Raw genomic sequence first — 25,509 nt, 5'->3', positions numbered from 1 at the left:
GTCATTTCAATTAGTTCAGCCGTTGGGCTGAGCTTTTGAATCAGCCGACGATTTCGGTTTCCGCGAACCAGTAGGCGATTTCCTGGACAGCGGTCTCGGGAGCGTCCGAACCGTGAACCGAGTTTTCGCCGATCGACAGCGCGAACTGCTTGCGGATCGTGCCTTCGTCAGCGTTGGCAGGGTTGGTGGCGCCCATGATTTCGCGGTTCTTCAGGATGGCGTTCTCGCCTTCCAGAACCTGAACAATGGTCGGGCCAGAGGTCATGCCTTCAACCAGTTCGCCGAAGAAGGGGCGTTCCTTGTGAACGGCGTAGAAGCCTTCGGCTTCGCGCTTGGACATCCATACGCGCTTGGAGGCGATGATGCGCAGGCCGTTGTCTTCGAATACCTTGGTGATGGCGCCGGTCAGGTTGCGCTTCGTTGCGTCCGGCTTGATCATCGAGAAGGTGCGTTCAATCGCCATTGTAATAATCCTCATTCATCGGGGAAAAGTGGGCGGTGTTTACCCGTCCGATAGGCTGAAAACAAGGGGGTTGCGCGAATTTCACGCGGTCGTCACAGAGCGGGACAGTTTGGCGCGAGGTGATAAAGGAATTTCGTGGTGGCATCAGAACCATTGTCGTGTCAGCGACTTAGGATAGAACGGATCACCAGATGGAGAACAGAATGCTGAAACAATACGCGATGTTCGCGGATTACAACCGCTGGGCCAATGGGCTGGTCTACGGGGCTGCCTCGGAGCTGACGGACGCCGAATACCGCGAAAACCGCGGCGCCTTCTTCGGCTCGCTCCACGCGACACTCAACCACATCCTGTCGGCCGACCGGATCTGGATGAAGCGCTTCACCGGATCGGGCGACGCGCCGACGACGCTCGACAGCATCCTTTACGAAGACCTAGAGACGCTCAGCGCGGCGCGTGAGCGGGAGGATCGCAGGATCGCCGACTGGGTCGATACGCTTGATGCCGAGGCGCTCGCGGGCACGTTCAGCTACACGCCGGTTACTCGCCCGGGTGCGATCACCCAGCCGCTCTGGCCGGCGCTGTCGCATCTGTTCAACCACCAGACACATCATCGCGGCCAGTGCCACATGACCTTGACGGCGCTCGGCAAGCCCAGCCTGTCGCTTGATCTCAACTATTTCCTGCACACGGACGGCAAACGATGGCTGAGCGCATGATCTCAACGCCGCATTAACCGCGTTGGCGAAATCAAGGAAACAGATTTACTCGGCAAAGGTGCAAATTCAGGCCATCTTAAATAGTCCGGTGCATAGGGGAGAGAAAGAGGCCGGACAGGGCCGACGAGCGAGGAGTGCAAAATGGCAAGTGCAGCATCGAGCCCGCAGGCGCAACGCGAGGCATCCCGTCCGGCACCGGTCACGGATATTCAGCGGATCAGCCAGCATATGACGCGTCTCGGCGTTTCCGGCCTGCCGCGCAATTACGAGCTGTTTCACGAGGCGATCGTCGGCCAGAACGCCGCGCTGGCCCAGGATATAGCCTCGCTCGGAGCCGCGCCGCGCCAGCCATCGCTCGATGAACTCGGCCTCAAATATCGCCTCGTCAGCCATTGCGGGCTGGTCGGAGAGACCTCGCAGGCCGAGATGAGCAAGATGATGCGCGATGCCGTCGAGCGCTTGACGGCGGGCGTAAGGCAGAAGCAGATTTTCATGCGCGCGGCGGAAACCGCGCTGAAATCGATCACCGGAAACCCGGACCAGAGCCTCTCGTCCTTCATGAGCGAGATGGAATTCCTGTCGACTTCGCTCAACGGTCTCCTAACCGCCGAGACCGACCTCGAGACCAAGCTGCGCCACGACGTCGACCGGATGGAAGCGCTCGAGCGTGGGGTCGCCGCGGCTCAAACGGCGTCCTCGACCGATCGGCTCACCGGCCTTCCCAATCGCACCGCGCTCAACAGGACAGTGCTCGATCTCTACGAGCGCGAGGAAGGCTCGGCCGGAAGCGCGCTGATCATGATGGATATCGACGACTTCAAGGCGCTGAACAGCCGCTACGGCACGCAGACGGGCAGCCGCCTTCTGAAGAAGCTCGCCGACCTGTTCCGCAAGTCGATCAAGAAGCACGACTTCGTGGCCCGCACCGATGGCGACGAGTTCACCTTCGTGTTCGCCAATGTCGGCATGCAGGAAGCGATGGCGATCGCCGAACGGCTGCGCAATTCCGTGGAAGAGAACGTGGTCTTCGCGACCTCGGACGCCGGACAGAACGCCAGGCTGACGGTGTCGCTCGGCATCGCATTGAGCGCCGACGCGGCGACGGCTTCGCAGCTGCAGGCCAATGCACGCATCGCGCTGCATGCCGCGCAATCGAACAGGCGCCTGCCGGTGCAGGCCTTCGGGCGCTGAGAGGCCATTTCAAGCTCTTGCGCTGATCGCGGCTTTCGGCCAAAACGCCGGACATGATCACTATTAGCGATATCTCCGCCCGCATTGCCGGCCGCCTTCTCCTCGACCATGCCAGCGTCTCGCTGCCCGCGGGCACGAAGGCCGGCCTCGTCGGCCGCAACGGCGCCGGCAAGTCCACCCTGTTTCGCATCATCACCGGCGATCTCGGGGCCGAGACAGGATCGATCACGATCCCCAAGAACGCGCGCATCGGCCAGGTCGCCCAGGAGGCGCCGGGCACGGAGGATTCGCTGATCGAAATCGTTCTCTCGGCCGACAAGGAGCGCAGCGCCCTGATGGCGGAGGCCGAGACCGCCAGCGACCCGCACCGCATCGCCGAAATCCAGATGCGCCTTGTCGACATCGACGCGCACTCGGCCGAAGCGCGCGCCGCCAGCATCCTGTCCGGCCTCGGCTTCAGCCAGGAGGCGCAGGCCCGGCCGGCATCGTCCTTCTCCGGCGGATGGCGCATGCGCGTGGCGCTGGCTTCGGTGCTGTTTACAGAACCCGATCTGCTCCTGCTCGACGAGCCGACCAACTATCTCGACCTCGAAGGCACGCTCTGGCTCGAGGATTACGTGCGGCGCTATCCGCACACGGTGCTGATCATCAGCCACGACCGCGACCTCCTGAACAATGCCGTCAACTCGATCGTGCATCTCGACCAGAAGAAGCTGACCTTCTATCGCGGCGGCTACGACCAATTCGAGCGGCAGAAGGCGGAAGCCGACGAGTTGCAGACCAAGGCCAAGGCGAAGAACGACGCGGCGCGCAAGCATCTGCAGAGCTTCATCGATCGCTTCAAGGCGAAGGCCTCGAAGGCCCGCCAGGCGCAGAGCCGCGTCAAGGCGCTGGAGCGCATGGGCACGGTGGCCTCGGTCATCGAGGATCACGTGCAGCCAATCACTTTCCCCGAACCGGAGAAGCAGCCCGCCTCCCCGATCGTCGCCATTTCGGGCGGTGCCGTGGGCTATGAGCCGGGCAAGCCGATCCTCAAGGGGCTCAACCTTCGCATCGACAATGACGACCGCATCGCGCTTCTCGGCTCGAACGGCAACGGCAAGTCGACCTTCGCGAAGTTCATCTCCGGCAGGCTTTCGGCCGAAAGCGGCGAAGTGAAGCTGGCGCCAAGCCTGAAGATCGGCTTCTTCGCCCAGCACCAGCTCGACGACCTCATCCCCGACCAATCGCCGGTCGAGCATGTGCGCCGCCTGATGCCGGAAGCGCCGGAAGCCAAGGTGCGGGCCCGCGTCGCGCAGATGGGGCTGGCGACGGAAAAGATGTCGACGGCCGCCAAGGATCTGTCCGGCGGCGAAAAAGCGCGCCTGCTGATGGGGCTTGCCGCCTTCCACGCGCCGAACCTGCTCATTCTCGACGAACCGACCAACCACCTCGACATCGACAGCCGTCGCGCGCTGATCGAGGCGCTGAACGACTATGACGGCGCCGTCATCCTGATCTCGCACGATCGCTACCTGATCGAGGCCACCGTCGACCGGCTGTGGCTGGTCAACAATGGCACGGTCACGACCTTCGAAGGCGACATGGACGAGTATCGCGACCTGATCGTAGCCTCCGGCAAGAAGAAGGACGAGAAGCCGCAACCGGTCGAGGAGGCGGCGACCAAGGCCGACCAGCGCAAGCTCAACGCCGACCGGCGCGCCTCGCTCGCCCCTCTCAAGAAAAAGATCAACGAAATCGAATCCTTGACGGGCAAGCTGGAGAAACTGATTCAGGGCCTTGATGCGGAACTTGCGGATCCGGTGCTCTACGAGAAGGCGCCGGCCAAGGCCGCCGAAAAGGCAAAGCAGCGCGGCGAAGCGGCCGCCAAGCTGGCCGCGGCCGAAGAACAATGGCTGGAGCTTTCGTCCGAATACGAGGAGGCTATGGCAGGATAGCCACAGCCGTTACCCAAGCGCCCGGAACTTAACATTTGTCAGCGCGCGGGCGACCGAAAGAAACCGATCGTTAACCATAATCCTAAAGGTTGTCTCAACATTCATTACTGATTTGTTGAGACACTCTTCATGCACCGCTTCGCCCTTTACGCCGGCCTTCTTTTGTCCGCCGCGCTCGCCGGCTGCCAAACGACAAAGCAGCCCGCGCCCGACACGACGATCAAGACTTCGTCCATCCTCGCGCCCGAAGGCAGCAAGAACACGATCCGCGGCGATACAGCCGAGCGATCCGGATCGGTCGTATCTGGAAAGCAGCACCATCTCGCCGGACGGACGATGACCGTGTCGTCGATCCGCGACATCCAGTTGCAGGACAAGGAAGTCATTCTCAGCTTCGACGACGGTCCGATCCCCGGCCGTACCGACCGCGTTCTGGCGACGCTCGACGAGTTCGGCGTGAAGGGCGCCTTCATGATGGTCGGCGAAATGGCGACCTTGCATCCCGACCTCGCCCGCAAGGTCGCAGCCGATGGCAATGCGATCGGGAGCCACACCTACAAGCACGACAACCTCTCCGCACTGACCTTCGACATGGCGATGGCCGAGGTTGTGCGCGGCCAGGCGGCCGTGACCAAGGCCACCGGCGTCGACGTCAATTTCTTCCGCTTCCCGTACCTCGCCGACAGCTCGAAGCTTCGCTCCGCGATCGGCATTCGCAACATGGTCGTGATGGACGTGGATGTCGACAGCAAGGACTATTTCAACACGACGCCCGCCGCCGTGACCGAGCGAACGCTCGACCTCGTCTACAAGCGCGGACGCGGCATCATTTTGATGCACGACATCCACAAACGCACGGCGACCATGCTTCCGACACTGCTCTCCAAGCTGGAGGCCGATGGCTACAAGGTGGTGACGCTGAAGTTCCAGAAGCCGGTCGCGCCGACCGTCATGGCATCCCTGTAATTCGCAGGTGAATTCCAGGCCCGCGACAGACGCCGACGCTTGCCCGTCGGCGTCTTTCTGCTACAACAGCCGCCAATAATCATACTATTGAGCGAAACACCGAACGCGAGCCAAGAGCATGTCACCCATCAACCTCGCCATCGTCGGCGTCGGCAAGATCGTCCGCGACCAGCACCTTCCCTCCATCGCCAAGAACCCGGACCTCAATCTGATCGCCACGGCTAGCCGTCACGGCACCGTCGATGGCATCCAGAGCTTCACCACGATCGAAGCGATGCTCGACGCCGTGCCCGAGATCGACGCGGTGTCGCTGTGCATGCCGCCGCAGTATCGCTATGAGGCCGCCCACAAGGCGCTCTCGGCCGGCAAGCACGTGTTCCTGGAAAAGCCCCCGGGCGCGACGCTGAGCGAGGTTGCCGATCTCGAGGCGCTCGCCGCCTCCAAGGGCGTCTCGCTGTTCGCCAGCTGGCATTCGCGCTATGCAGCGGCCGTCGAGGCGGCCAAGTCGTTCCTTGCATCGACGACCATCGAAAGCGTTCACGTCGTCTGGAAGGAAGACGTGCGCCAGTGGCATCCGAATCAGGACTGGATCTGGCAGGCCGGCGGCCTTGGCGTGTTCGATCCCGGCATCAACGCGCTGTCGATCGTCACGCATATCCTGCCGAAGGCGATCTTCCTGACGAGCGCGACGCTGGAGTTCCCCGAGAACCGCGATGCGCCGATCGCAGCCGACCTGCACTTCAAGAATGCCGACAACGTCCCCGCGCATATCGAGTTCGACTGGCGCCAGACCGGCAAGCAGAGCTGGGATATCTTCGCCGAGACGACGGCTGGCAAGATGGTTCTGGCAGAAGGCGGCTCGAAGCTCTCCATCGACGGAGAACTGAAGTTCGAGGCGCCGGAAGAGGAATATCCCGCGCTCTATCGCCGCTTCGCGGAGATCGTCAAGGCCGGCAAGTCCGACGTCGACCTCGCGCCGCTGCGCCACGTCGCCGATGCCTTCATGCTCGGCCGGCGCAAATTCGTCGAAGCCTTCCACGATTGATTCGAAATTGCCGAACCTCGTGATACATTAAGGTCATCTTGGGTATCTCAGAGGTTCGGCATGCGCGATGATGAAGCGTTCGGTCTCGGGCTGAAGAACCTGACGGTCTCGCTCTCCGACGCCAACACGCTTTGGCACGACGCCTACGAGGAAGAGGCCGAGGCGATCCGCCAGGCGCTCGGCGACACCGTCATCGACATCCAGCACGTCGGCAGCACGTCGATCCCCGCCATTAAAGCCAAGCCGATCATCGACATCATGGTCGGCATCCGGTACTTCGCCGACGGCCCGGCCTACGTCGGCGCGATGGAGAGCATCGGATACGATTATGCCGGTACCGATCTCGTTCCCGACGATCACATCTTCGGGCGCGGCATCAAGGGCGAGACACGAACGCATCTCGTTCATGTCGTGGAATATCAGGGCGAGAACTGGAACCGCATGCTGGCGTTTCGCGATGCGCTGCGCGCCGATCCCGATCTTGCCCGCGCCTATGAGCAGCTGAAGGTCGGCCTCGCCGGCACGCATGCGGCAAGCCGGGCGGAGTATACCCGCGCGAAACACGATTTCATCGAGAAGGTGGTCAAGGATGCCGGGGTCGACTGATCCAGCCAAGAGCTATCCGGGCTAGCTCTGCGGGCCTATGCCTTCTTTTCCCAGCGACCTTCCGGCGTCTGCTGCCAGTATGTGAGGCTGTGCCCCTCGCCTTTCAGCTTCCTCCACTGTGCCCGCGCGCCGTCGAGCTGTTCCTGATCGTAGCCATCGAACATGAAGACGACCCGCTCATATGGATCGAGCGGCGGCGGCTCGGCGCCGGCGACGATGAAGCGGACGGTCGCGCCGTTGATGTTGTCGTCGTTGATGGTCAGGAGGACCGGCTGGTTGCCGGCCAACTCCCCCTCATCCGTGCCGTGCGGCAGGAAGCTGTCCTCGCGAAAGGTCCAGAGATGCGCATCGAGCGCATCCCTGTGAGCCGTTTCCTTCATCTGAACCGCGACACGCCAGCCACGCTCGACGCTCTTGTCGAGCAACGGCGGAAGCGCGTCCTCCAGCTTGGATTCGGTCAGATGGTAGAACAGGACCTCGGTCATGATTCGTAGTTGGCCCGCACCAGCTGATCGAGCAGCCGCACGCCGTAGCCGGAACCCCAGGATTGGTTGATCTCGTCGAGCGGCGAGCCGATGGCGGTGCCGGCGATATCGATATGCGCCCAGGGCGTGTCGCCGACGAAGCGGCCGATGAAGTGGGCGGCGGTGATCGAGCCGGCGTGGCGGCCGCCGGTGTTCTTCATGTCAGCGAACTTGCTGTCGATCATCTTGTCGTATTCCTTGCCCATCGGCATGCGCCAGAGACGCTCGTGGGTTTCGGTTCCGGCGATCGCCAGCTGCTCGGACAGCTTGTCGTCGTTGGAAAACAGGCCGGCCTGGATGTTGCCGAGCGCCACCAGGATCGCGCCGGTCAGCGTCGCGAGATCGATCATGAACTTGGGCTTGAAGCGATCGTTGCAATACCAGACGGCGTCGCAGAGCACGAGGCGGCCTTCGGCGTCGGTGTTGATGACCTCGATCGTCTGGCCGGACATGGAGGTGACGATATCTCCTGGACGCTGCGCGTTGCCATCGGGCATGTTCTCGACCAGGCCGATGATGCCGACGACATTCGCCTTGGCCTTGCGGGCCGCCAGCACGTGCATCAGGCCGGTGACCGCGGCGGCCCCGCCCATGTCGCCCTTCATGTCTTCCATGCCGCCGGCAGGCTTGATGGAGATGCCACCGGTATCGAAGACCACGCCCTTGCCGATGAAGGCGAGCGGCGCATCGCCGTTCTTGCCGCCCTTCCACTGCATGACCGCCAGGCGCGGCGGCCGCACGGAGCCCTGCGCGACACCAAGAAGCGCACCCATCCCGAGCTTGCTCATTTCCTTTTCCGTCAGGATCTCGACCTCGACGCCGAGTTTTTCGAGCTCCTTGACCTTGGCGGCGAATTCAACCGGGCCCAGTACGTTGGCCGGTTCGTTGACGAGGTCGCGTGCGAGATTGACGCCATCGGCGACCGCCTGCGAGACCGCGAAGGCTTTCGCCGCTTCCGTGGCCTTCGCCGTGACGATGCGCACCTTGACCGATGCATTGCCGTCCTTGGCGTTGTTATCGTCTTCCGACTTCTTCGTCTTGTAGGTGTCGAAGCCATAGGCGCGCAACATCATGCCGAGCGCGAAATCGGCGGCCTGCGCGGCGGTGACGTCCACGCCCGGCGCATCCACGAAAACAGTCACATCCGTCGTGTTCTTGATCTTCGAGGCGGCGGCGCCGCCGGCCTTCAGCCAGTCGAAGGACACAAGGTTGTCCGCCTTGCCGAGGCCGATCACAAAGAGACGCTCGGCCTTCGATCCCTCGGGCGCAACGATATCGAGCGCGCCGGCAAGCTTTGCCGAGAATCCGGCGATCCTGGCGGCTTTCGCGACCACACCCGACGGGTCGGCAACGCTTGCGCCGGCGGCGAAATCCGCGCCCTCGGCCTGCAACAGAATGGCGTATCCACCGGCAATTTCGGCAGATTTTTCAAACGAAATATCGAATTTGGCTGACATGTCTTCTCCAGTGGGATCGCTATAAATCCTCTGCCCCGATCATTCAGGTTTTCACCGTCGAAAACAAGTCTCCGTCGCGGCCATCGCGACCGGGATCGCGGGCGTTGCGTCAACAAAGCGTCATGCAGGACGACTATTCATCGCGGCGAATCGACACGACGGGGATCGGTCTTGAACTCAATATTGAAGACTTTCAGTCCGATTGCCATGCGCGAAACGCGTTACGGCGCGACGGACATATTCAAGTTCCTGCTCGTCGCCTGGTTCGTGCTTCTTGCCATCTTCAATCTGTTTCCCGGTATCGATCAGGGCGTTTCCGCGTATTTCTTCACCAGCGCGGCCTGCGATGCCGGCGCCTCGCTTCTCAAGGTTTGCGGGTATTTCCCCTATCGCGAGGAGTTCGGCCTGCAAATCCTGCGCACTATCTTTCTGCGCCTTCCCTATCTGGCGGCGTTCGTGCTCTTGTGGAAACTCGTCGAGTGTTACGGCCAATTCGGCGCCACCTTCGACGCCGATCGCGCCCGCGACCTGAAGATCGCTATTGGCGCACTGATCGTCGGCCCGATCATTCTCGTCAACTTCATCCTGAAAACGTACTGGGGGCGGCCTCGCCCCTTTTCCACGATCGATTTCGGCGGCGCGCTCGACTTCGTTCCCGCCGGATCGATGGCCGGCAAATGCCTGTCCAACTGTTCGTTCGTCTCGGGCGAAGCCGCCGGCGCCGGCTGGCTGCTCTGTCTTGTCTTCATCATGCCACGCGCGTCGCGACGCGCGCTCTTCCTGCCGCTGGCGGCGATTTCGTTGCTGGCGCCGGCATTGCGTGTCGCCTTCGGGGCACACTATCTGTCGGATGTCGTCCTTGGATGGTTGTCATCCTTTGTTGTTTTTGCCGGCATCCTGGCGCTGACCGATTCGCCACAGCGGGAAAAAAAACTGAAAATTGAATGAATTTTCGACCCTAGCTTGTCGCAAAAGCCAATCAAAGAGCGTAGATGGATTTCGCTGCGTGGCGGCAAGACTTCGCGAAGAGCGTTCAAGGGCGTGCATGAAACTGCTTGAAACATATATATTGCGGCGCGTGGGCCAGATGTTTCTCGTCGCCCTTTTGCCTGTGCTCGCGATTATCTGGACGACGCAGGTCCTGCAGCGCATCAATCTGGTGACGGATAGCGGCCAGTCGGTCGGCTCCTTCGCCAAGCTCGCCACGCTCATCCTGCCCTCGATCATTCCCGTCGTCCTGCCCTTCGCGCTGGTTATCGGCATCACCCAGACGCTGACCACGATGAACAACGATTCGGAGCTTGCCGTTATCGATGCCGCCGGCGCGCGCCGCGGCATCATCTGGCGCCCGATCATCATTCTCGCGGCCGTCATCAGCGCCTTCTCCTTTCTCGTCGACAACGTGGTCGAGCCGAAGGCAAAGACCGGCGCAAGGCAAATGATCGCAGCGGCTTACGCCGATCTGCTGTCGACCGTCATCGAAGAGAAGAACTTCCGCCAGATCGATTCCGGTCTCTATGTGCAGATTTCCGAACGCCTGGCCGGACGCGTTCTCAAGGGCCTGTTCGTGGTGGACGAGCGCGACCCGGCGTTCCAGCTGATCTACTACGCCCGCGAAGGCGCGGTCGACGAGAAGGGCACGTCGCTGATCATGCGTGACGGTGAAGTGCACCGGAAAACGCCGACGGGCGATGTTTCGATCATCCGTTTCGCAGCCTATTCGTTCGACCTTTCCGACCTGACGCAGAATCGCGGCCAGTCCACGCTTCGCGCATCGGACCGTGAACTGCCATTCCTGCTCAATCCCGATCCGACGGACAAGGACTACATCGCCAAGCCCGATAGCTATCGCGCCGAGCTGCACAGGCGGCTGACCGACTGGATGCTGCCAATGGTGTTCGCCCTGATCTCGCTTGCGATCGCCGGTGACGCGCGGTCGCATCGCGAGGCACGGCTGCACCCGATGGTGTCGGCGCTCGTCATCGCTTTCGCGGTCCGATGGGCGACCTTCTATGCCGCCAACCAGATCGAATCGAAGCCGATTTTCATTGGCATCCTCTACGCGCTGCCGCTAGGAATCAGCGCGATGGCGATCGTTTCGCTGGTGCTGCACAAGCGAATCTCGCTGCTGGGCTTCATCGGCAACTGGGTCGCTATTTTCTGGCGCAAGCTGCAGCAGCGCTTGCCCCGCTCGTCGGGAGGTGGCGCATGATTTTCGGTACGCTCGGGCGCTACTTCTTCCGCCGCTACGCAACGACCGCGATGTGGTTCTTTCTCGGTGTCGTCGGCATCGTCTACCTGGTCGATTTCAGCGAGACCGCGAGCCGCATGTCGGGTCTGCCTGGCTATACGGTAACCGGCGGATTGCTGATGACGGCCGTGCGGCTGCCGCTCATCCTGCAGCAGACTGTCCCCTTCATCGCGCTCTTCGTCGGCATGACGGTGCTGATCGGCCTCAATCGCAAATACGAGCTTGTCGTGACACGCGCCGCCGGCATCTCGGTCTGGCAGTTCATGTCGCCCTTCATCGCCGGCGCGTTCCTGCTCGGCATCGGCGTCATGACGGTCCTCAATCCGCTGGCGGCCTGGGGACAACGGCAGGCGGCGTACGTGGAGAGCAACTGGCGCGGCGACAATGGTGCATCGAGGGGCGCGCCCCAGGTTCCGTGGATCCGCCAGATCAGCAATCAGGACGATGCCATCATCGGCGCGCGCAGCGTTGTCGAGGGTGGAACGCTGCTCGTCGACGCGGTGTTCGTTCACTTCGATTCGAGCAATCGCATCATCCTCAGGCAGGACGCGGCGACCGCAAAATTGGAAGATGGTTACTGGCTTCTTAAGAACGTTACCGAGCGTCGCCCGGGCGAAATCGCGGAACGTAAGGAAGAGGTACAAGTCCGTACCAGTTTGAAACGGGATTTCGTCGAACAGCGGCTTACCGCCCCTGAAACCATTGCATTTTTCGATCTTTCGAGCCGAATCGAAATCGCGAAATCCTTCGGGATTCCGACCAAGGCTCTGGAGACACAATTTCACTCTTTGTTGTCTCAACCACTGTTGCTCGTGGCGATGACTCTCATCGCTGCAACAGTGTCCCTAAAATTTAGCCGGTTCAACCAATCGAGGTCCGTGATTCTGGGTGGCATCCTGGCGGGCTTCGTGCTTTATGTGGTCACCGTGCTTGTGAAAGCATTCGGAAGCAGTGGGGTTGTCCCGCCTTTCGTGGCGACGTGGATTCCGGTCATCGTCGCCTTGGCTTTGGGTGCAACAATTCTGCTTCATCAGGAGGATGGCTAGTGGCGGCAGGCAACCGCAAAAGTGTTCGTAAGCAGTTGGTTGCCCTGTTCGCAGGCGTAGCCCTGTGCGGCTATACCGGCAACATCCCCGTTGCCATCGCGCAAGACGCTTTGCAAAACATGAAGCCCGATGTCTCGAAGGAAGCCAAGATGCTTCTTTCGGCCAATGAGCTTGTCTATAACAAAGACGCCGAGGTCGTTTCGGCCGTCGGCGGCGTGCAGATCAATTACGCCGGCTACAAGATGGTCTCGCAGCGAGTCGAGTACAATCAGAAGACCGGCCGGATGATGGCGCTTGGTAATGTCGAGCTCGTCAGCCCGGATGGCACGCGCATGTATTCCGACAAGCTCGACGTCACGGACGACTTCGCGGACGGTTTCATCAATTCGCTGCGAATCGAGACCCCCGACAACACCCGCATCGTTGCTGAAACCGGCCAGCGGGTCGGTGGCAACGAGATGATTCTGAACAAGGGCGTCTACACCGCCTGTCTGCCCTGCTCGCAAAATCCCGAGCGACCGCCGTTCTGGCAGGTGAAGGCGGAACGCGTCATCCAGAACGGCGAGAAGCGCACGATTCGGCTCGAACGCGCGCGCATGGAGATTCTGGGCTATCCGATCGCCTATGTTCCGTGGCTCGTCGTTCCCGACAATACCGTGAAGCGCAAGTCGGGCTTCCTGTTCCCGAGCTTCAGCACCGCGCAGAATCTGGGTTTCGGCCTGTCCGTCCCCTACTACTACGTGATCTCGCCCAGCATGGACGCGACGGTTACGGGTACCGGCTACACGACGCAGGGCTTCCTGGCGGATGCCGAATTCCGGCAGCGTTTCGAGAACGGCACGCACACGCTGCGCGTGGCCGGGATCAACCAGATGAATTCCAGCCAGTTTACCGAAGGGACCAGCGACGCGCAGAATGACGCGCGTGGCCTCGTGGCGTCGAAGGGTGCGTTCCAGATCAATCCGCGCTGGGCTTTCGGCTGGGATGTGATGGTGCAGAGCGACAACAATTTCGCGCGCACCTATAATCTCAAGGGCCTCAACGATTCGACCCGCACCAACCAGGTCTATTTGACCGGCCTTGGGAAGCGGAACTACTTCGACATGCGCTCCTTCTATTTCGACGTGCAGGACGCCGATCCTTCGAGCACCGCCGAAAAGCAACAGGCGATCGTCTATCCGGTGGTGGACTATCGCTACATCGCACCGCAGCCGCTTGCCGGCGGCGAGCTCTCGGCCGATGTGAACTTCACCAATATCTCGCGCGGCAAGGACGATTTCTACGACGTCGCCGGCTTCGATCGCTTCCGTGGCCTCGAAGGCCAGACATCGCGCCTGACGGGCGAACTGACGTGGAAGCGCACCTTCGTAACGCCGGCAGGCGTTCTGATCACGCCGCTGCTGTCGGCACGCGGCGATGCGCTGGCGCTCAACATGGACGACCCCGCCGGCTATGCCGGCAACTACGACACGAGCGATGCCGCGACGCGCGGCATGGTGACGGCAGGCCTGGAAATGCGTTATCCGATCCTGGCCACCACCGAAAACAGCACGCACGTGTTCGAACCGATCATGCAGATCTATGCACGTCCGGACGAATCGCTGGCCGGTAGACTGCCCAACGAAGACGCGCAGAGCTTCGTCTTCGACGCGACCAACCTGTTCGAACGCGACAAGTTCTCCGGCTACGACCGTATCGAGGGCGGCACGCGCGCCAATCTCGGCATCCAGTATACCGGCACCTTCGACAACGGCTACAAGCTGCACGGCATCTTCGGCCAGTCCTACCAACTGGGCGGCCAGAATTCGTTCACCACCGACGACCTCGTCAATGTCGGCGCCGATTCCGGTCTCGAAACCACGCGGTCCGACTATGTCGGCCTCGGCGGCATCGAGACGCCGCAGGGCTTTGCCTTCGCCGCTTCGTATCGCCTTGACGAGAAGACCTTCGAACTTCGCCGCGGCGACCTGACGGCTGGTTTCCAGACCGACACGTTCCAGAGCCAGCTTCTCTACACGCACGTCTCCGCGCAGCCCGAATATGGCTTCGATTCGGATAACGACGAAATCCAGACGCGCGCGACGGTCAAGTTCAAGGATTACTGGTCGATCTTCGGCGGCATCGCCTACGATCTGAACAACAACACGTTCACGCGCCAGACCATCGGCCTGACATATGAAGACGAGTGCACGATCTTCACCATCGCCTACTCCGACAAGCGCGACACCAGCGACCAGTCGGCGAGCGACTGGACGATCGGCGCGAGACTGACGTTCCGCACCCTTGGCGACATCAATCTCGGTGACGCCAGCGATCTGGGATACGGAAACATCTACAACAACTGATCGATTTTGCAGCGCGGCGAAAGAAAGGGGCCTTTCTTTCGCCGCAACGCTGTGCAGGACATTGTGGCCATTGGATATATGCGGCATATGCTGCTGCGTCTCGAAGGCGGCAACGCTGACGTTATCTCGGTAAGATAGGCGCGCCGCGACGCGAAAGCGCGGCGTCAATGGGAAGGGTCGACAGATGATTGGCGCGAAGAACACCGTAAGAACGATGATCGCAGGCTTGGCGTTCGCCGCCGTCGCGGGCTTGGCGTTGCCTGAGGCCAACATGGCCTATGCAGCAAGCGAAGTGCGGGTGGTCGTCAACGGTACCGCACTCACCAGCGGTGACGTCGCCAAGCGCCAGGCTTTCCTGCGTCTGCAGCGCCAGAAGGCCGATGCCAAGGCCGCCGAGGATCAGCTGATCGAGCAGACCCTGAAGCAGCAGGAAATCGCGCGCGTTCGCATGTCGGTGTCCAAGGACGACGTCGATGCTTCCTTCGCGCGCTTCGCCAGCGGCAACAAACTGACGCCGGCGCAGATGACGCAGATTCTCAGCCAGGCCGGCGTCGGCGTCGACCACTTCAAGGCGTTCATCGCCGTGCAGATGAGCTGGCCGCGCCTCGTGAACGCCCGCTACGGCAACAGCAACCGGATGTCGAACGCCGACCTCGTTGCCCGCATGATGGAAAACAACAAGCAGAAGCCGGAAACCACCGAGTATATTCTGCAGCAGATGATCTTCGTCGTTCCGGCCAGCAAGAAGGGCATCGTCGGAAAGCGCAAGAGCGAAGCCGAAGCCTCGCGCTCGAAGTATCCGGGTTGCGAACAGGCCAAGGTTTTCGCCGCCACGATGCGTGACGTATCCGTGCGCGACCTCGGCCGCCTGCTTGCTCCGGAACTGCCTGCGGAGTGGAAGCCGCTCGTCGAACAGGCCAAGGGCAACACCACGGCGACGCGCGTCACCGACAAGGGCGTCGAATATCTCGCGATCTGCAGCCAGCGCCAGGTCTCCGACGACCAGGCGGCCGAGATGGTCTTCCGCGAAGAGGATCTCAACAAGGCCAAGGGCAAGAACGCGCCGCCGGAAAACGCCAATTCCACCAAGTATCTCGATGAGCTGCGCAAGAAGGCGCAGATCGTTCGCCGCTGATGCCAATGACGCTCGCCTTTTCGCGCCCGCTTGCCCTGAGCCAGGGCGATCCCGCCGGGATCGGCCCTGACGTCACGCTGATGGCCTGGCTCCGCCGCCGGGAGCTTGGCCTGCCGCCGTTCGTCTTCATCGGCGATCCCGATGTGCTTGTTACCCGCGCACGGATGCTGGACCTGACGGTTGCGATCCGCGAAACCGATTGCGCCGGCGCGGTCGACGTCTTTGCCGACGCCCTGCCCGTCCTGCCGATTCCGACCGGTGTCGAAGTCAATGCCGGCGAAGCTCATGTCGCGACGGCCAGAGGGACGATCGCCGCGATCGAACAGGCGGTATCGCTCACCATAAGCGGCGAAGCGCTTGGCGTGGTCACCAACCCGATCGCCAAGTCCGTGCTTTACGAAAGCGGCTTCCGTTTTCCCGGTCATACCGAGTTTCTGGCCGAGCTTGCGAGCCGCGCAACCGGAAAGCCGGTGATGCCGGTCATGATGCTCGCCGGACCGAAGCTCCGGGCGATACCGGTCACGATCCACATCCCGATCAAGGAAGTGCCGCAGGCGCTGACAGCTGAGCTGATCGTGGAGACGTGCCGGATCGCGCATGCCGATCTCGTCCAGCGGTTCGGCATAGCCAATCCGCGCCTCGCGGTCGCGGGCCTCAACCCGCATGCGGGCGAAGACGGCGCCATAGGCAAGGAAGACGCCGACATCATCCATCCGGCGATCCAGTTCCTTCGGGCCGAAGGCATCGATGCGATCGGCCCCCTGCCCGCCGACACCATGTTCCATGACGAAGCGCGCGCGCGCTATGACGTGGCGGTCTGCATGTATCATGATCAGGCCTTGATCCCCGCCAAGGCGCTCGGCTTCGACGATGCCGTCAACGTGACGCTGGGCCTGCCATTCATCCGCACGTCCCCCGACCACGGCACCGCCTTCGGCATCGCCGGCAAGGGGCTGGCGCGCGAAAGCAGTCTGGTCGCCGCGCTGAAGCTCGCCGGACATCTCGTTCGCGTCGGCAAGAGCAACCCCTGATGGCCGCTCTCGACGGATTGCCGCCGCTTGGCGACGTGATCAGGCGGCATGGTCTCGACGCGCGCAAGGCGCTCGGCCAGAACTTCATCCTCGACCTCAATCTCACGCAGAAGGTGGCGCGTACCGCCGGCTCGCTCGAAGACGCGACGGTGTTCGAAGTCGGGCCCGGCCCCGGCGGCTTGACCCGGGCGATCCTCGCGCTCGGCGCCAAAAAGGTCATCGCCATCGAGCGTGATCCTCGTTGCCTGCCGGCGCTGGCCGAAGTGTCGGCGCATTATCCCGGCAGGCTCGAGGTGATCGAAGGCGACGCGTTGACGACCGATTTCGAGGCGCTCGCGCCCGCGGGACCGGTGAAGATCATAGCCAACCTCCCCTACAATGTCGGGACCCAGCTTCTGGTGAACTGGTTGCTTCCCCGGCAGTGGCCGCCGTTCTGGCAGTCGCTGACGCTGATGTTCCAGAAGGAAGTCGGGCTACGTATCGTCGCCGATGAGGAGGACGATCACTACGGGCGGCTCGGCGTACTGTGTGGCTGGCGTACGAACGCGCACATGGCCTTCGATATCCCGCCGCAGGCCTTCACGCCGCCGCCAAAGGTCACCTCGACGGTCGTTCATCTGACGCCGAACGAGAATCCTATTCCCTGCTCCGTCGCCAATCTGGAGAAAGTGACCCAAGCGGCGTTCGGCCAGCGCCGCAAGATGCTGCGCCAGAGCCTGAAGCCGATCGGCGGGGAAAAGCTCCTGGAAAAGGCGGGGATCGATCCCCAGAGACGCGCAGAGACGCTGTCCGTCGAGGAGTTCTGCCGGCTGGCAAACAGCCTGTAGAACCCGCTTACCGACATCATCGCCACAGCAAAATCAATTTCACCGGATCGGCGAAGCCAAACGGCTTGCGATGGCGCCGCGGGCTGTTCGCGGTCGCGATGTTACAAACTCGGCTCTTCCGTCAGCAGACCGTTGACGAAATCGAACAGGCCATGCCGTCGGTCGCGGCGCACGCGCTCGGCATTGACGATGCAACTGACGTTGCGAAATGCCTCGTCGAGGTCGTCGTTGACGATCACGTAGTCATACTCACGCCAGCGTTCGATCTCGGCACGAGAGTTGAGAAGCCGCGTCCGAATGACGTCTTCGGAATCCTCGGCACGACGGTGCAGACGGGACTGCAACTCGGTCATCGTCGGCGGCAAAACGAAGATCGATACGATATCGGCCTTCATCTTTTCCTGCAGCTGCAGCGCGCCCTGCCAGTCGATGTCGAACAACATGTCACGACCGGCTGCCATGGCCGCCTCGACGGGCTCGCGTGGCGTGCCGTAGAAATTACCGTGAACTTCGGCCCATTCGAGCAGATCACCCGCATCGCGCATTCTCTCGAACTGCGGGACACTGATGAAATGATAATGTTTGCCCGCGATCTCGCTCGGACGCTTGGCCCTCGTCGTCACACTCACGGAGATCTCAAGGCTATGGTCGTCCCTCAGCAGATTGCCGGCAATGGTCGACTTTCCCGCACCTGAAGGCGAGGACAGGACGAGCATCAGCCCGCGCCGGGCGATCTTGGTGGGCGTGCTCGACGGGGTCGGGCTCATGGTTCACTCCAAATTCTGAACTTGCTCGCGGAACTGGTCGATGACCACTTTCAACTCAATGCCGGCCGCCGTCACGGCCGCCGTATTGGACTTCGAGCATATTGTATTCGATTCCCGGTTAAATTCCTGTGCAAGGAAATCGAGCTTGCGGCCGATCGGACCGCCCTTGGCGAGCAGATCGCGGGCGGCGGCGACATGCGCCTTCAGACGGTCGATCTCCTCGCGCAAATCGGCCTTGGTCGCCAGGATCGCTGCCTCAGCATGAAGCCTGTCCTGATCGAACTTGCCGGAAGCATCCATCAACATCGCGACCTGGGCGGCGAGCCTTGCGGCGATCTCGCGCGGCGAGCGCGACGGATCGCTTTCAACGACCAGCGTCAGGCGCTCGATGATCGCCACCTGGTCGAGAAGTACGCGGGACAGGGCCGCTCCCTCCTGCTCGCGCATATGCCTAAGGTCGGTCAGCGCCAGCGACAGGCCATTCATGATCTCGGCATCGCGCGCGGCAATCGCTTCCGGGCTATCCTCGGTCTCGCGAAAATCGACGATGCCGCGGATGCCAAGAAGCGTATCGAGCTTCAACGGCGCCGGATCGATGATCCCCGCCAGCTGATCGCGCAGCGACAGAACGGCCGCGAGCGCTTCCTGATTGAGAACGGTCTCGACGCGGCTTTCGGGCGAGGAGACGGAGAGCGACACCTGCATGTTGCCACGACTGAACTGCTCGCCGGCAAGCCGCTTGACGTCGTTTTCCAGCCGCTCGAGGCCCGGAGGCAGGCGCAGGCGGACATCGAGCCCCTTGCCGTTTACCGAGCGCAGTTCCCATGCCCAGCGCCAGCGATCGGTCGTGCCTTCGCGCCGCGCAAAACCCGTCATGGACTGCAAAGCCATGGAAGCCTCCGATATCGGTTAGTTTCTTTTCTTCTTCGGGGCCGCGGCGGGAGCCGCAGGCGCATCGGCGGGCGTTGCCGCATCGGGCTGCCCATCGACCGCGATATTGGGATCTGCGCCCTTGTCCGCCTCCAGCTTGCGCCAGCGCTTGACGTTCGCATTATGATCTTCGAGCGTCGTCGCGAAGAGATGGCCACCCGTTCCATCGGCGACGAAATAGAGGTCCTGCGTCTTCCACGGATTGGCGACAGCCTCGAGCGCGTCACGGCCCGGATTGGCGATCGGCGTCGGCGGCAGTCCCTTGATCACATAGGTGTTGTAGGGCGTTTCCTTCCTGAGGTCCGACTGGTAGATCGGCCTGTCGGACGGCTTGCCGTCACCGCCGAACAACCCATAGATAATCGTCGGGTCCGACTGCAGGCGCATGCCCTTGGCTATACGGTTGAAGAACACCGAGGCGACGCGGCCACGCTCGTCGGGAACGCCCGTTTCCTTCTCCACGATGGATGCAAGCACGACCATTTCGTCCTTCGACTTGAGCGGCAGCGATTGATCGCGCTTGTCCCAGATCTGGTCCACCAGCTTCTGCTGGGCGGCAGCCATCTGCTCAACGATCTCGGCACGCTTGGTGCCGCGCGAGAACTTGTAGGTGTCGGGCCGCAGGCTGCCCTCGGCGGGAAGCACGGCGGGCAGATCGCCTTCCAGCACCGGATCCTCGTTCATGCGGTTGAACATCTGACGGACGCTGAGGCCTTCCGGGAACGAAATCGAATAGAGAATGGACTTGCCGGATTTCAGCAATTCCATGATCTCGCTCATCGAAGCACGAGCCTTGATCTCGTATTCGCCGGCCTTGAGACTCTCGCCTTCGTTCAGGTGCGTTGCCGTCAGGTAGCGGAAGACGCGGCCGTCGGAGATGATGTTGTTGCGCTCCAGATTGAACGCGATCTCGGTGATGCCGGCGCCATTGCGCACGACGAAGTTGGTGTTGGCCTCCAGCGGACCGGGGCTCTGGTAGGCGGAAATCGCGTAATAGAAGACGACGACGGCGATCGCGCAGCCAAGCACGGCGATCGTCATCAGGAAGTTCAGGAAGATGACGACCTGGCTTCTGGCCTTCTTGGAGCGCTTCGGCGGCTCCGGCACGCGCTCTGGGCGCAGCGCTTCGGTAGGCGACTTCGGAATGATCGGGCCACTCTGCGACTGCTGGCCCTGCTGGCCGGTCGTGTCGTTGCTCTGGTTCGTATCGCTCACCGGCAATCCTCTAAATTTAGCCCCAAAAGCTGCTTCTTGCGAAGCAATGCGGCGAAATGCGGGTGGGCAGCCATATGATTGGACTGCCCTGCCCGTTGCGGACGTCGACGGTCAGTCTCAGGCGACGTAGCGACGCAACACCAGCGATGCGTTTGTACCGCCAAATCCGAAGGAATTCGACAGCGCCACGTTCACTTCCCGTTGACGCGCCTTGTGCGGAACGAGATCGATCTTCGTCTCGCGCTCGGGGTTGTCGAGATTGAGCGTCGGCGGCACGACATTGTCGCGGATCGACAGCGTCGCGAAGATCGCCTCGATCGCGCCGGCGGCGCCGAGGAGGTGACCGGTGGCGGACTTGGTCGAGGACATGGAAATCTTCGATGCGGCGTCGCCGACCAGACGCTCGACGGCGCCGAGCTCGATCGTGTCGGCCATGGTCGATGTGCCATGCGCGTTGATATAGTCGACATCGGCAGGCGTCAGGCCTGCGCGCTTCAGAGCCGCCGCCATGCAGCGGCCTGCGCCCTCGCCGTCCTCGGACGGCGCGGTGATGTGGTAGGCGTCGCCCGAAAGACCATAGCCGACCACTTCGGCGTAGATGCGCGCGCCGCGTGCCAATGCATGCTCGAGCTCTTCGAGAACCACGATGCCGGCGCCCTCGCCCATGACGAAGCCGTCACGGTCCTTGTCGTAGGGGCGCGAAGCCTTGGTGGGATCGTCGTTGTGCTGCGTCGACAGCGCCTTGCAGGCCGCGAAACCCGCGAGCGAGATGCGGCTGACCGGCGATTCGGTGCCGCCGGCGACCATGACATCGGCATCACCGAAGGCAATCAGACGGGCAGCATCGCCGATGGCGTGCGCGCCGGTCGAGCAGGCGGTGACGACGGAATGGTTCGGCCCGCGCAGCTTGTGACGGATCGAGACCTGGCCGGATACGAGGTTGATCAGGCGGCCGGGAATGAAGAAGGGAGAAATGCGGCGCGGGCCCTTGTCGCGCAGCGTGTAACCCGCTTCGACGATGCCTTCGATGCCGCCAATGCCGGAGCCGATGAGGACGCCGGTGGCAATCTGGTCTTCGTCGCTCTCGGGATGCCAGTTGGCATCGTTGAGCGCCATGTCGGCAGCGGCCATGCCATAGATGATGAAGGGATCGACCTTGCGCTGTTCCTTGGGCTCCATCCAATCATCCTGATTGAAGGTGCCGCCGGTGCCGTCGCCGACGGGAATGCGGCATGCGATCTTGGCCGGAAGGTCTTCGACTTCGAACTCGGTGACGAGGCGTGCGCCGTTTTCACCCGCCAGCAGGCGAGCCCAGGTCACTTCCGTGCCGCATCCCAAGGGAGACACCATGCCGGTGCCCGTAATAACCACCCGTCTCATCGACTGCATTCCCCCGCCTTTTGTATTCTATGGAGACCATGCCAGAAATAAAAAGGGCGGACTCCGGGTCCGCCCTTTTTAAAATGCTCAGGATTAAGCCTGGGCCTTTTCGATAAACTTGACAGCGTCGCCGACCGTCAGGATCGAGTCCGCAGCGTCGTCAGGGATTTCAACGCCGAATTCTTCTTCGAACGCCATGACCAGTTCGACGGTGTCGAGCGAGTCAGCGCCCAGATCGTCGATGAAGCTTGCGCCTTCGACAACCTTGTCGGCGTCGACGCCAAGATGATCAATAACAATTTTCTTTACGCGTTCTGCGATATCGCTCATGTCGGTTTCCTCGACCTTATAATCCTGATCAGAGTGCCTTTATGGCACCCTACCCTGTTTCAGCCTGCGGCGCCCTAAAGCCACCTTCGGCAAACTCGTTGTACCCGGCTACCAGAGATGTCCCAGGCTTGCTTGAAAAGCCCGCCGGTCCGTCTTCTTTCTCGGGAGACTGTTCACAGTCAAGGCCCGATTAACACGGTTTATGTCTGCCGCAAAGCCAGAAAATCAACCCCATAGGGTTGGTGAACAGGCTATTGCGGGGAAAAACGGCCCGAGAGCCAGTTTTCCGTTTCAGATCATGGCCATGCCACCATTTACATGCAAAGTCTGGCCCGTCATGTAGGCCGCTTCCGACGAAGCCAGGTAAGCAACCGCGGACGCCACTTCGGCGCCGGTGCCCATGCGCTTCATCGGGATCGCGCCCATGATCGCATCCTTCTGCTTGTCGTTCAGCTTGCCCGTCATCGCGCTCTCGATGAAGCCCGGCGCGACGCAATTGACCGTCACGTTGCGGGTCGCGATCTCCTGCGCCAGCGACTTGGTGAAGCCGATCATGCCGGCCTTGGAGGCGCAGTAGTTGGCCTGGCCGGGGTTGCCCGTGACGCCGACGATCGAGGTGATGTTGATGATGCGGCCATAGCGGCGGCGCATCATCGGATGGGTCAGCTCGCGGGTCAGGCGGAACATCGACGTCAGGTTGACCTCGATTACGCTGTCCCAGTCTTCGTCGGACATGCGAACGAAGAGGCCGTCCTTGGTGATGCCGGCATTGTTGACCAGAATGTCGACGCCGTCGAGTTCGGCTTCGGCCTTGACGCCGAGCGCCTTGACCTCGTCGCGATCGGCGAGGTTCGCCGGGAAGATCTTGACGCGGTCGCCGAGCTCATTGGCCAGCGCCTCAAGCTTTTCGACGCGGGTGCCGTGCAGGCCGACGATGGCGCCCTGCTTGTGCAGGAGGCGGGCGATTTCCTCGCCGATGCCGCCAGAGGCACCGGTTACCAGAGCCTTGCGGCCGGAGAGATCGAGCATGGAAGTATTCCTTGTAATCGTTAAATCAATCAGGCCAGAAGAGCGGCAACCGCCGCGTCGATATCAGCCGGCGAGTTGACCGAGACGCCGGTCACGTTCTTGTCGATGCGGCGCGCGAGGCCGGTGAGGACCTTTCCGGCGCCGAGTTCGTAAAGCGTGGTCACACCGTTTGCCGCGAACCACTCGACCGTTTCGCGCCAGCGAACCTGACCGGTGACCTGCTCGACGAGCAGCCTGGCGATTTCCTCGGCGTCAGTGACGGGCGCGGCGCGCACATTGGCGATCACAGGCACGACCGGGTTCGACTTCGCGACACCTGCCAGCGCTTCGCGCATCGCGTCGGCGGCCGGTGCCATCAGGGTGGAATGGAAGGGTGCGGAGACCGGCAGCAGGATCGCGCGCTTGGCGCCCTTTTCGGTGGCGATGGCGGCCGCTTTTTCGACCGGCGCCTTCTCGCCCGAAATGACGATCTGGCCGCCGCCATTGTCGTTGGCGATCTGGCAGGCGCCGATTACCGAGGCTTCCTCGCAGACGGCGATCACGTCGGCATGTTCGAGGCCGATGATAGCGGCCATGGCGCCGACGCCGACGGGGACGGCAGCCTGCATCGCATTGCCGCGAATGCGCAGCAGGCGCGCGGTGTCGGCGATCGAGAACATGCCGGCGGCGCAGAGAGCGGAATATTCGCCGAGCGAGTGGCCGGCGACGTAGGAGACCTTGGCCTTGAGATCGACGCCCTTGGCTTCGAGCACGCGGATGACAGCCATTGAGACCGCCATCAGCGCCGGTTGTGCGTTGGCGGTCAGCGTCAGCGTTTCCTCGGGGCCGTTGAACATGGTCGCGGACAGCTTCTCGCCGAGAGCGTCATCGACCTCTGCAAAAACGGCGCGCGCCTCGGCGAAATTCTCGGCAAGATCCTTGCCCATGCCGACGGCCTGACTGCCCTGGCCAGGGAACGTGAAAGCGATGGTCATCCTATGTCCTTTTTATATGGGCCCGCGGTCATTTCGCCTCCAATTGACATTCTTTCCCCGAGAGTCAAGTGCCGGAGGCCTGCGTTCCAAGGCTTTCGCGACTGCAACAAAGCCGCAGTTTTGCTCTTGCGCTTGCTCAATCCCAGCCTAAATTCGCGCCGTCCTTCAAAGACCTCTTTCTTTAAGATCACCATTAAGGCTCCCGAATGAAACACAAGAAACTTGGTCGCACCGATATCTCGGTGTCCGAAATCTGCTTGGGCACGATGACCTGGGGTTCGCAGAACTCCGAAGCCGAAGCGCACGGCCAGATGGACTACGCGTTCGAAAAGGGCGTCAACTTCTTCGACACCGCCGAGCTTTACCCGACCACGCCCGTCGCCCCCGAAACGCAGGGTCTCACCGAAGACTACATCGGCACGTGGCTTGAAAAGACCGGCAAGCGCAAGGACATCGTTCTCGCCACCAAGGTCGCCGGCCCCGGGCGCGCGTATATTCGCGGCGGCGAAGGCGCCGACGGCAAGAATATCCGACTGGCCATCGAGGCCAGCCTGAAGCGGCTGAAGACCGACTATATCGATCTCTATCAGATCCACTGGCCGGTGCGCGGTCATTTCCACTTCCGCCAGAACTGGCACTACGACCCATTCAAGCAGGACCGCGCCAAGGCGCTCGCCAACATCACCGACATCCTGGAGACGCTGGGCGAACTGGTGAAGGAAGGCAAGGTGCGCACGATCGGCCTTTCCAACGAGACGACCTGGGGCACGCAGAAGTATCTGACGATCGCCGAGCAGCTCGGCCTGCCGCGCGTCGTCAGCATCCAGAACGAGTACAACCTGCTTTACCGCCACTACGATCTCGACATGGCGGAAATGTCTCACCATGAGGATGTGGGCCTGCTCGCCTATTCGCCGCTCGCCGGCGGCATCCTCAGCGGCAAGTACATCGGCGGCAGCGTACCCGGTGGCTCACGCGGCTCGATCAACGGCGACATCGGCGGGCGCCTGCAGCCGCTGCAGGAAGCGCCGACCAAGGCTTACGTCGAAATCGCCAGGCGCCACGGCCTGGACCCGTCCGCCATGGCCATCGCGTTCTGCCTGACGCGCCGCTTCATGACATCGGCGATCATCGGCGCGACGACCATGGCACAGCTGACGACCGACATCGACGCGGCCGGCATCAAGCTTTCGAGCGACATCCTCGCCGAGATCGACAAGGTGCATCGCGAATATCCGATGCCGATCTGATATCGGCGTCGATTGATGTTTGACGACGGCCGCCAGCTTGACTGGCGGCCGTCTTCGTTTTCGACCATATCGACAGGCGATGCCGCGCTCA

The 25,509-nt window shown here is 62.0% G+C and carries 24 protein-coding genes; 14 read left to right on the top strand and 10 right to left on the bottom strand.

The genetic code is table 11. From position 1 onward, the window contains the following. Nucleotides 1–40: 40 nt before the first annotated feature. Nucleotides 41–463: a nucleoside-diphosphate kinase gene (ndk, locus tag GGQ67_RS07485; protein WP_018898730.1), complete on the bottom strand. Its 423-nt coding sequence runs from the start codon at nucleotides 461–463 to the stop codon at nucleotides 41–43. A 203-nt stretch (nucleotides 464–666) separates the two neighbouring features. Between ndk and GGQ67_RS07480 the strand changes: the two genes are divergently transcribed. The 6 genes from GGQ67_RS07480 to GGQ67_RS07455 all read left to right on the top strand — a co-directional run bounded on the left by GGQ67_RS07480 (nucleotide 667) and on the right by GGQ67_RS07455 (nucleotide 6,927). Further along, nucleotides 667–1,182, top strand: a complete 516-nt coding sequence (locus GGQ67_RS07480) for a DinB family protein (protein WP_183899560.1) — start codon at nucleotides 667–669, stop codon at nucleotides 1,180–1,182. A gap of 141 nt (nucleotides 1,183–1,323) precedes the next feature. Beyond that, a complete protein-coding gene (locus tag GGQ67_RS07475; protein WP_183899559.1) occupies nucleotides 1,324–2,373 on the top strand; it encodes a GGDEF domain-containing protein in 1,050 nt (349 codons plus the stop codon). Between the two features lie 53 nt (nucleotides 2,374–2,426). Then, on the top strand, nucleotides 2,427–4,310 hold the full coding sequence (locus GGQ67_RS07470) for an ABC-F family ATP-binding cassette domain-containing protein (RefSeq protein ID WP_183899558.1): 1,884 nt from the start codon (nucleotides 2,427–2,429) through the stop codon (nucleotides 4,308–4,310). 129 nt (nucleotides 4,311–4,439) lie between these two features. Further along, nucleotides 4,440–5,276 (top strand): polysaccharide deacetylase family protein, encoded by an 837-nt coding sequence (locus GGQ67_RS07465; RefSeq protein ID WP_183899557.1) that lies wholly within the window; start codon nucleotides 4,440–4,442, stop codon nucleotides 5,274–5,276. Between the two features lie 118 nt (nucleotides 5,277–5,394). After that, a complete protein-coding gene (locus GGQ67_RS07460) occupies nucleotides 5,395–6,321 on the top strand; it encodes a Gfo/Idh/MocA family protein (RefSeq protein ID WP_183899556.1) in 927 nt (308 codons plus the stop codon). Between the two features lie 60 nt (nucleotides 6,322–6,381). After that, entirely contained in the window at nucleotides 6,382–6,927 is a 546-nt protein-coding gene (locus GGQ67_RS07455) for a GrpB family protein (RefSeq protein WP_183899555.1), read from the top strand. A 35-nt stretch (nucleotides 6,928–6,962) separates the two neighbouring features. Here GGQ67_RS07455 and GGQ67_RS07450 read toward each other — a convergent pair whose 3' ends face one another. Next, nucleotides 6,963–7,412: a DNA polymerase III subunit chi gene (locus GGQ67_RS07450; RefSeq protein WP_183899554.1), complete on the bottom strand. Its 450-nt coding sequence runs from the start codon at nucleotides 7,410–7,412 to the stop codon at nucleotides 6,963–6,965. Next, the gene (locus GGQ67_RS07445; protein WP_183899553.1) at nucleotides 7,409–8,908 is read right to left on the bottom strand and encodes a leucyl aminopeptidase; all 1,500 of its coding nucleotides are present in this window, start codon (nucleotides 8,906–8,908) and stop codon (nucleotides 7,409–7,411) included. The genes GGQ67_RS07450 and GGQ67_RS07445 overlap by 4 nt, the downstream gene beginning before the upstream one ends. Before the next feature lie 207 nt (nucleotides 8,909–9,115). Between GGQ67_RS07445 and GGQ67_RS07440 the strand changes: the two genes are divergently transcribed. The 7 genes from GGQ67_RS07440 (at nucleotide 9,116) to rsmA (ending at nucleotide 17,543) form a co-directional block, all read left to right on the top strand. Beyond that, entirely contained in the window at nucleotides 9,116–9,856 is a 741-nt protein-coding gene (locus GGQ67_RS07440) for a phosphatase PAP2 family protein (protein WP_183899886.1), read from the top strand. Nucleotides 9,857–9,953: 97 nt separating this feature from the next. After that, nucleotides 9,954–11,120: an LptF/LptG family permease gene (locus tag GGQ67_RS07435; protein WP_183899552.1), complete on the top strand. Its 1,167-nt coding sequence runs from the start codon at nucleotides 9,954–9,956 to the stop codon at nucleotides 11,118–11,120. Then, nucleotides 11,117–12,205: an LPS export ABC transporter permease LptG gene (lptG, locus tag GGQ67_RS07430; RefSeq protein WP_183899551.1), complete on the top strand. Its 1,089-nt coding sequence runs from the start codon at nucleotides 11,117–11,119 to the stop codon at nucleotides 12,203–12,205. Before GGQ67_RS07435 ends, lptG begins: the two co-directional genes overlap by 4 nt. Next, complete coding sequence (locus GGQ67_RS07425) at nucleotides 12,205–14,550, top strand: LPS assembly protein LptD (RefSeq protein WP_183899550.1); 2,346 nt, start codon at nucleotides 12,205–12,207, stop codon at nucleotides 14,548–14,550. The genes lptG and GGQ67_RS07425 overlap by 1 nt, the downstream gene beginning before the upstream one ends. A 184-nt stretch (nucleotides 14,551–14,734) precedes the next feature. Further along, the gene (locus GGQ67_RS07420; protein WP_183899549.1) at nucleotides 14,735–15,685 is read left to right on the top strand and encodes a SurA N-terminal domain-containing protein; all 951 of its coding nucleotides are present in this window, start codon (nucleotides 14,735–14,737) and stop codon (nucleotides 15,683–15,685) included. Nucleotides 15,686–15,690: 5 nt separating this feature from the next. Then, complete coding sequence (gene pdxA / locus GGQ67_RS07415) at nucleotides 15,691–16,716, top strand: 4-hydroxythreonine-4-phosphate dehydrogenase PdxA (protein ID WP_183899548.1); 1,026 nt, start codon at nucleotides 15,691–15,693, stop codon at nucleotides 16,714–16,716. After that, nucleotides 16,716–17,543: a 16S rRNA (adenine(1518)-N(6)/adenine(1519)-N(6))-dimethyltransferase RsmA gene (gene rsmA / locus GGQ67_RS07410; protein ID WP_183899547.1), complete on the top strand. Its 828-nt coding sequence runs from the start codon at nucleotides 16,716–16,718 to the stop codon at nucleotides 17,541–17,543. Before pdxA ends, rsmA begins: the two co-directional genes overlap by 1 nt. Before the next feature lie 101 nt (nucleotides 17,544–17,644). Here rsmA and gmk read toward each other — a convergent pair whose 3' ends face one another. The 7 genes from gmk to fabD form a co-directional block, all read right to left on the bottom strand. Beyond that, nucleotides 17,645–18,310, bottom strand: coding sequence for a guanylate kinase (gene gmk / locus GGQ67_RS07405; protein ID WP_183899546.1), 666 nt, complete (start codon nucleotides 18,308–18,310; stop codon nucleotides 17,645–17,647). A gap of 3 nt (nucleotides 18,311–18,313) precedes the next feature. After that, nucleotides 18,314–19,201: a YicC/YloC family endoribonuclease gene (locus GGQ67_RS07400; RefSeq protein ID WP_183899545.1), complete on the bottom strand. Its 888-nt coding sequence runs from the start codon at nucleotides 19,199–19,201 to the stop codon at nucleotides 18,314–18,316. Between the two features lie 18 nt (nucleotides 19,202–19,219). After that, nucleotides 19,220–20,455 carry an endolytic transglycosylase MltG gene (gene mltG, locus GGQ67_RS07395; RefSeq protein WP_183899544.1) on the bottom strand — a complete coding sequence of 412 codons (1,236 nt, stop codon included), beginning with the start codon at nucleotides 20,453–20,455 and terminating at the stop codon, nucleotides 19,220–19,222. A gap of 117 nt (nucleotides 20,456–20,572) precedes the next feature. Then, nucleotides 20,573–21,835, bottom strand: a complete 1,263-nt coding sequence (gene fabF / locus GGQ67_RS07390) for a beta-ketoacyl-ACP synthase II (protein ID WP_183899543.1) — start codon at nucleotides 21,833–21,835, stop codon at nucleotides 20,573–20,575. Between the two features lie 93 nt (nucleotides 21,836–21,928). Then, a complete protein-coding gene (locus GGQ67_RS07385; RefSeq protein ID WP_003502080.1) occupies nucleotides 21,929–22,165 on the bottom strand; it encodes an acyl carrier protein in 237 nt (78 codons plus the stop codon). A 291-nt stretch (nucleotides 22,166–22,456) separates the two neighbouring features. Beyond that, nucleotides 22,457–23,194, bottom strand: a complete 738-nt coding sequence (fabG, locus tag GGQ67_RS07380; RefSeq protein WP_183899542.1) for a 3-oxoacyl-[acyl-carrier-protein] reductase — start codon at nucleotides 23,192–23,194, stop codon at nucleotides 22,457–22,459. Nucleotides 23,195–23,223: 29 nt separating this feature from the next. Beyond that, nucleotides 23,224–24,168: an ACP S-malonyltransferase gene (fabD, locus tag GGQ67_RS07375; RefSeq protein WP_183899541.1), complete on the bottom strand. Its 945-nt coding sequence runs from the start codon at nucleotides 24,166–24,168 to the stop codon at nucleotides 23,224–23,226. A 206-nt stretch (nucleotides 24,169–24,374) separates the two neighbouring features. Between fabD and GGQ67_RS07370 the strand changes: the two genes are divergently transcribed. Further along, on the top strand, nucleotides 24,375–25,418 hold the full coding sequence (locus GGQ67_RS07370; protein ID WP_183899540.1) for an aldo/keto reductase: 1,044 nt from the start codon (nucleotides 24,375–24,377) through the stop codon (nucleotides 25,416–25,418). The last annotated feature ends 91 nt before the right edge of the window (nucleotides 25,419–25,509 follow it).

This window comes from Rhizobium metallidurans (genome assembly GCF_014196505.1).
GTDB classification, from domain to species: domain Bacteria; phylum Pseudomonadota; class Alphaproteobacteria; order Rhizobiales; family Rhizobiaceae; genus Rhizobium; species Rhizobium metallidurans.
The sequence above is the reverse complement of the archived record's forward strand: the minus strand, read 5'-3'. Positions and strand labels throughout refer to the sequence as shown.

Bases quoted from the DNA above. Each gene is read 5' to 3' on its own strand.
- ndk (WP_018898730.1), bottom strand. From the start codon at position 463: ATGGCGATTGAACGCACCTTCTCGATGATCAAGCCGGACGCAACGAAG.
- GGQ67_RS07480 (WP_183899560.1), top strand. From the start codon at position 667: ATGCTGAAACAATACGCGATGTTCGCGGATTACAACCGCTGGGCCAAT.
- GGQ67_RS07475 (WP_183899559.1), top strand. From the start codon at position 1,324: ATGGCAAGTGCAGCATCGAGCCCGCAGGCGCAACGCGAGGCATCCCGT.
- GGQ67_RS07470 (WP_183899558.1), top strand. From the start codon at position 2,427: ATGATCACTATTAGCGATATCTCCGCCCGCATTGCCGGCCGCCTTCTC.
- GGQ67_RS07465 (WP_183899557.1), top strand. From the start codon at position 4,440: ATGCACCGCTTCGCCCTTTACGCCGGCCTTCTTTTGTCCGCCGCGCTC.
- GGQ67_RS07460 (WP_183899556.1), top strand. From the start codon at position 5,395: ATGTCACCCATCAACCTCGCCATCGTCGGCGTCGGCAAGATCGTCCGC.
- GGQ67_RS07455 (WP_183899555.1), top strand. From the start codon at position 6,382: ATGCGCGATGATGAAGCGTTCGGTCTCGGGCTGAAGAACCTGACGGTC.
- GGQ67_RS07450 (WP_183899554.1), bottom strand. From the start codon at position 7,412: ATGACCGAGGTCCTGTTCTACCATCTGACCGAATCCAAGCTGGAGGAC.
- GGQ67_RS07445 (WP_183899553.1), bottom strand. From the start codon at position 8,908: ATGTCAGCCAAATTCGATATTTCGTTTGAAAAATCTGCCGAAATTGCC.
- GGQ67_RS07440 (WP_183899886.1), top strand. From the start codon at position 9,116: ATGCGCGAAACGCGTTACGGCGCGACGGACATATTCAAGTTCCTGCTC.
- GGQ67_RS07435 (WP_183899552.1), top strand. From the start codon at position 9,954: ATGAAACTGCTTGAAACATATATATTGCGGCGCGTGGGCCAGATGTTT.
- lptG (WP_183899551.1), top strand. From the start codon at position 11,117: ATGATTTTCGGTACGCTCGGGCGCTACTTCTTCCGCCGCTACGCAACG.
- GGQ67_RS07420 (WP_183899549.1), top strand. From the start codon at position 14,735: ATGATTGGCGCGAAGAACACCGTAAGAACGATGATCGCAGGCTTGGCG.
- pdxA (WP_183899548.1), top strand. From the start codon at position 15,691: ATGACGCTCGCCTTTTCGCGCCCGCTTGCCCTGAGCCAGGGCGATCCC.
- rsmA (WP_183899547.1), top strand. From the start codon at position 16,716: ATGGCCGCTCTCGACGGATTGCCGCCGCTTGGCGACGTGATCAGGCGG.
- gmk (WP_183899546.1), bottom strand. From the start codon at position 18,310: ATGAGCCCGACCCCGTCGAGCACGCCCACCAAGATCGCCCGGCGCGGG.
- GGQ67_RS07400 (WP_183899545.1), bottom strand. From the start codon at position 19,201: ATGGCTTTGCAGTCCATGACGGGTTTTGCGCGGCGCGAAGGCACGACC.
- fabF (WP_183899543.1), bottom strand. From the start codon at position 21,835: ATGAGACGGGTGGTTATTACGGGCACCGGCATGGTGTCTCCCTTGGGA.
- GGQ67_RS07385 (WP_003502080.1), bottom strand. From the start codon at position 22,165: ATGAGCGATATCGCAGAACGCGTAAAGAAAATTGTTATTGATCATCTT.
- fabG (WP_183899542.1), bottom strand. From the start codon at position 23,194: ATGCTCGATCTCTCCGGCCGCAAGGCTCTGGTAACCGGTGCCTCTGGC.
- fabD (WP_183899541.1), bottom strand. From the start codon at position 24,168: ATGACCATCGCTTTCACGTTCCCTGGCCAGGGCAGTCAGGCCGTCGGC.
- GGQ67_RS07370 (WP_183899540.1), top strand. From the start codon at position 24,375: ATGAAACACAAGAAACTTGGTCGCACCGATATCTCGGTGTCCGAAATC.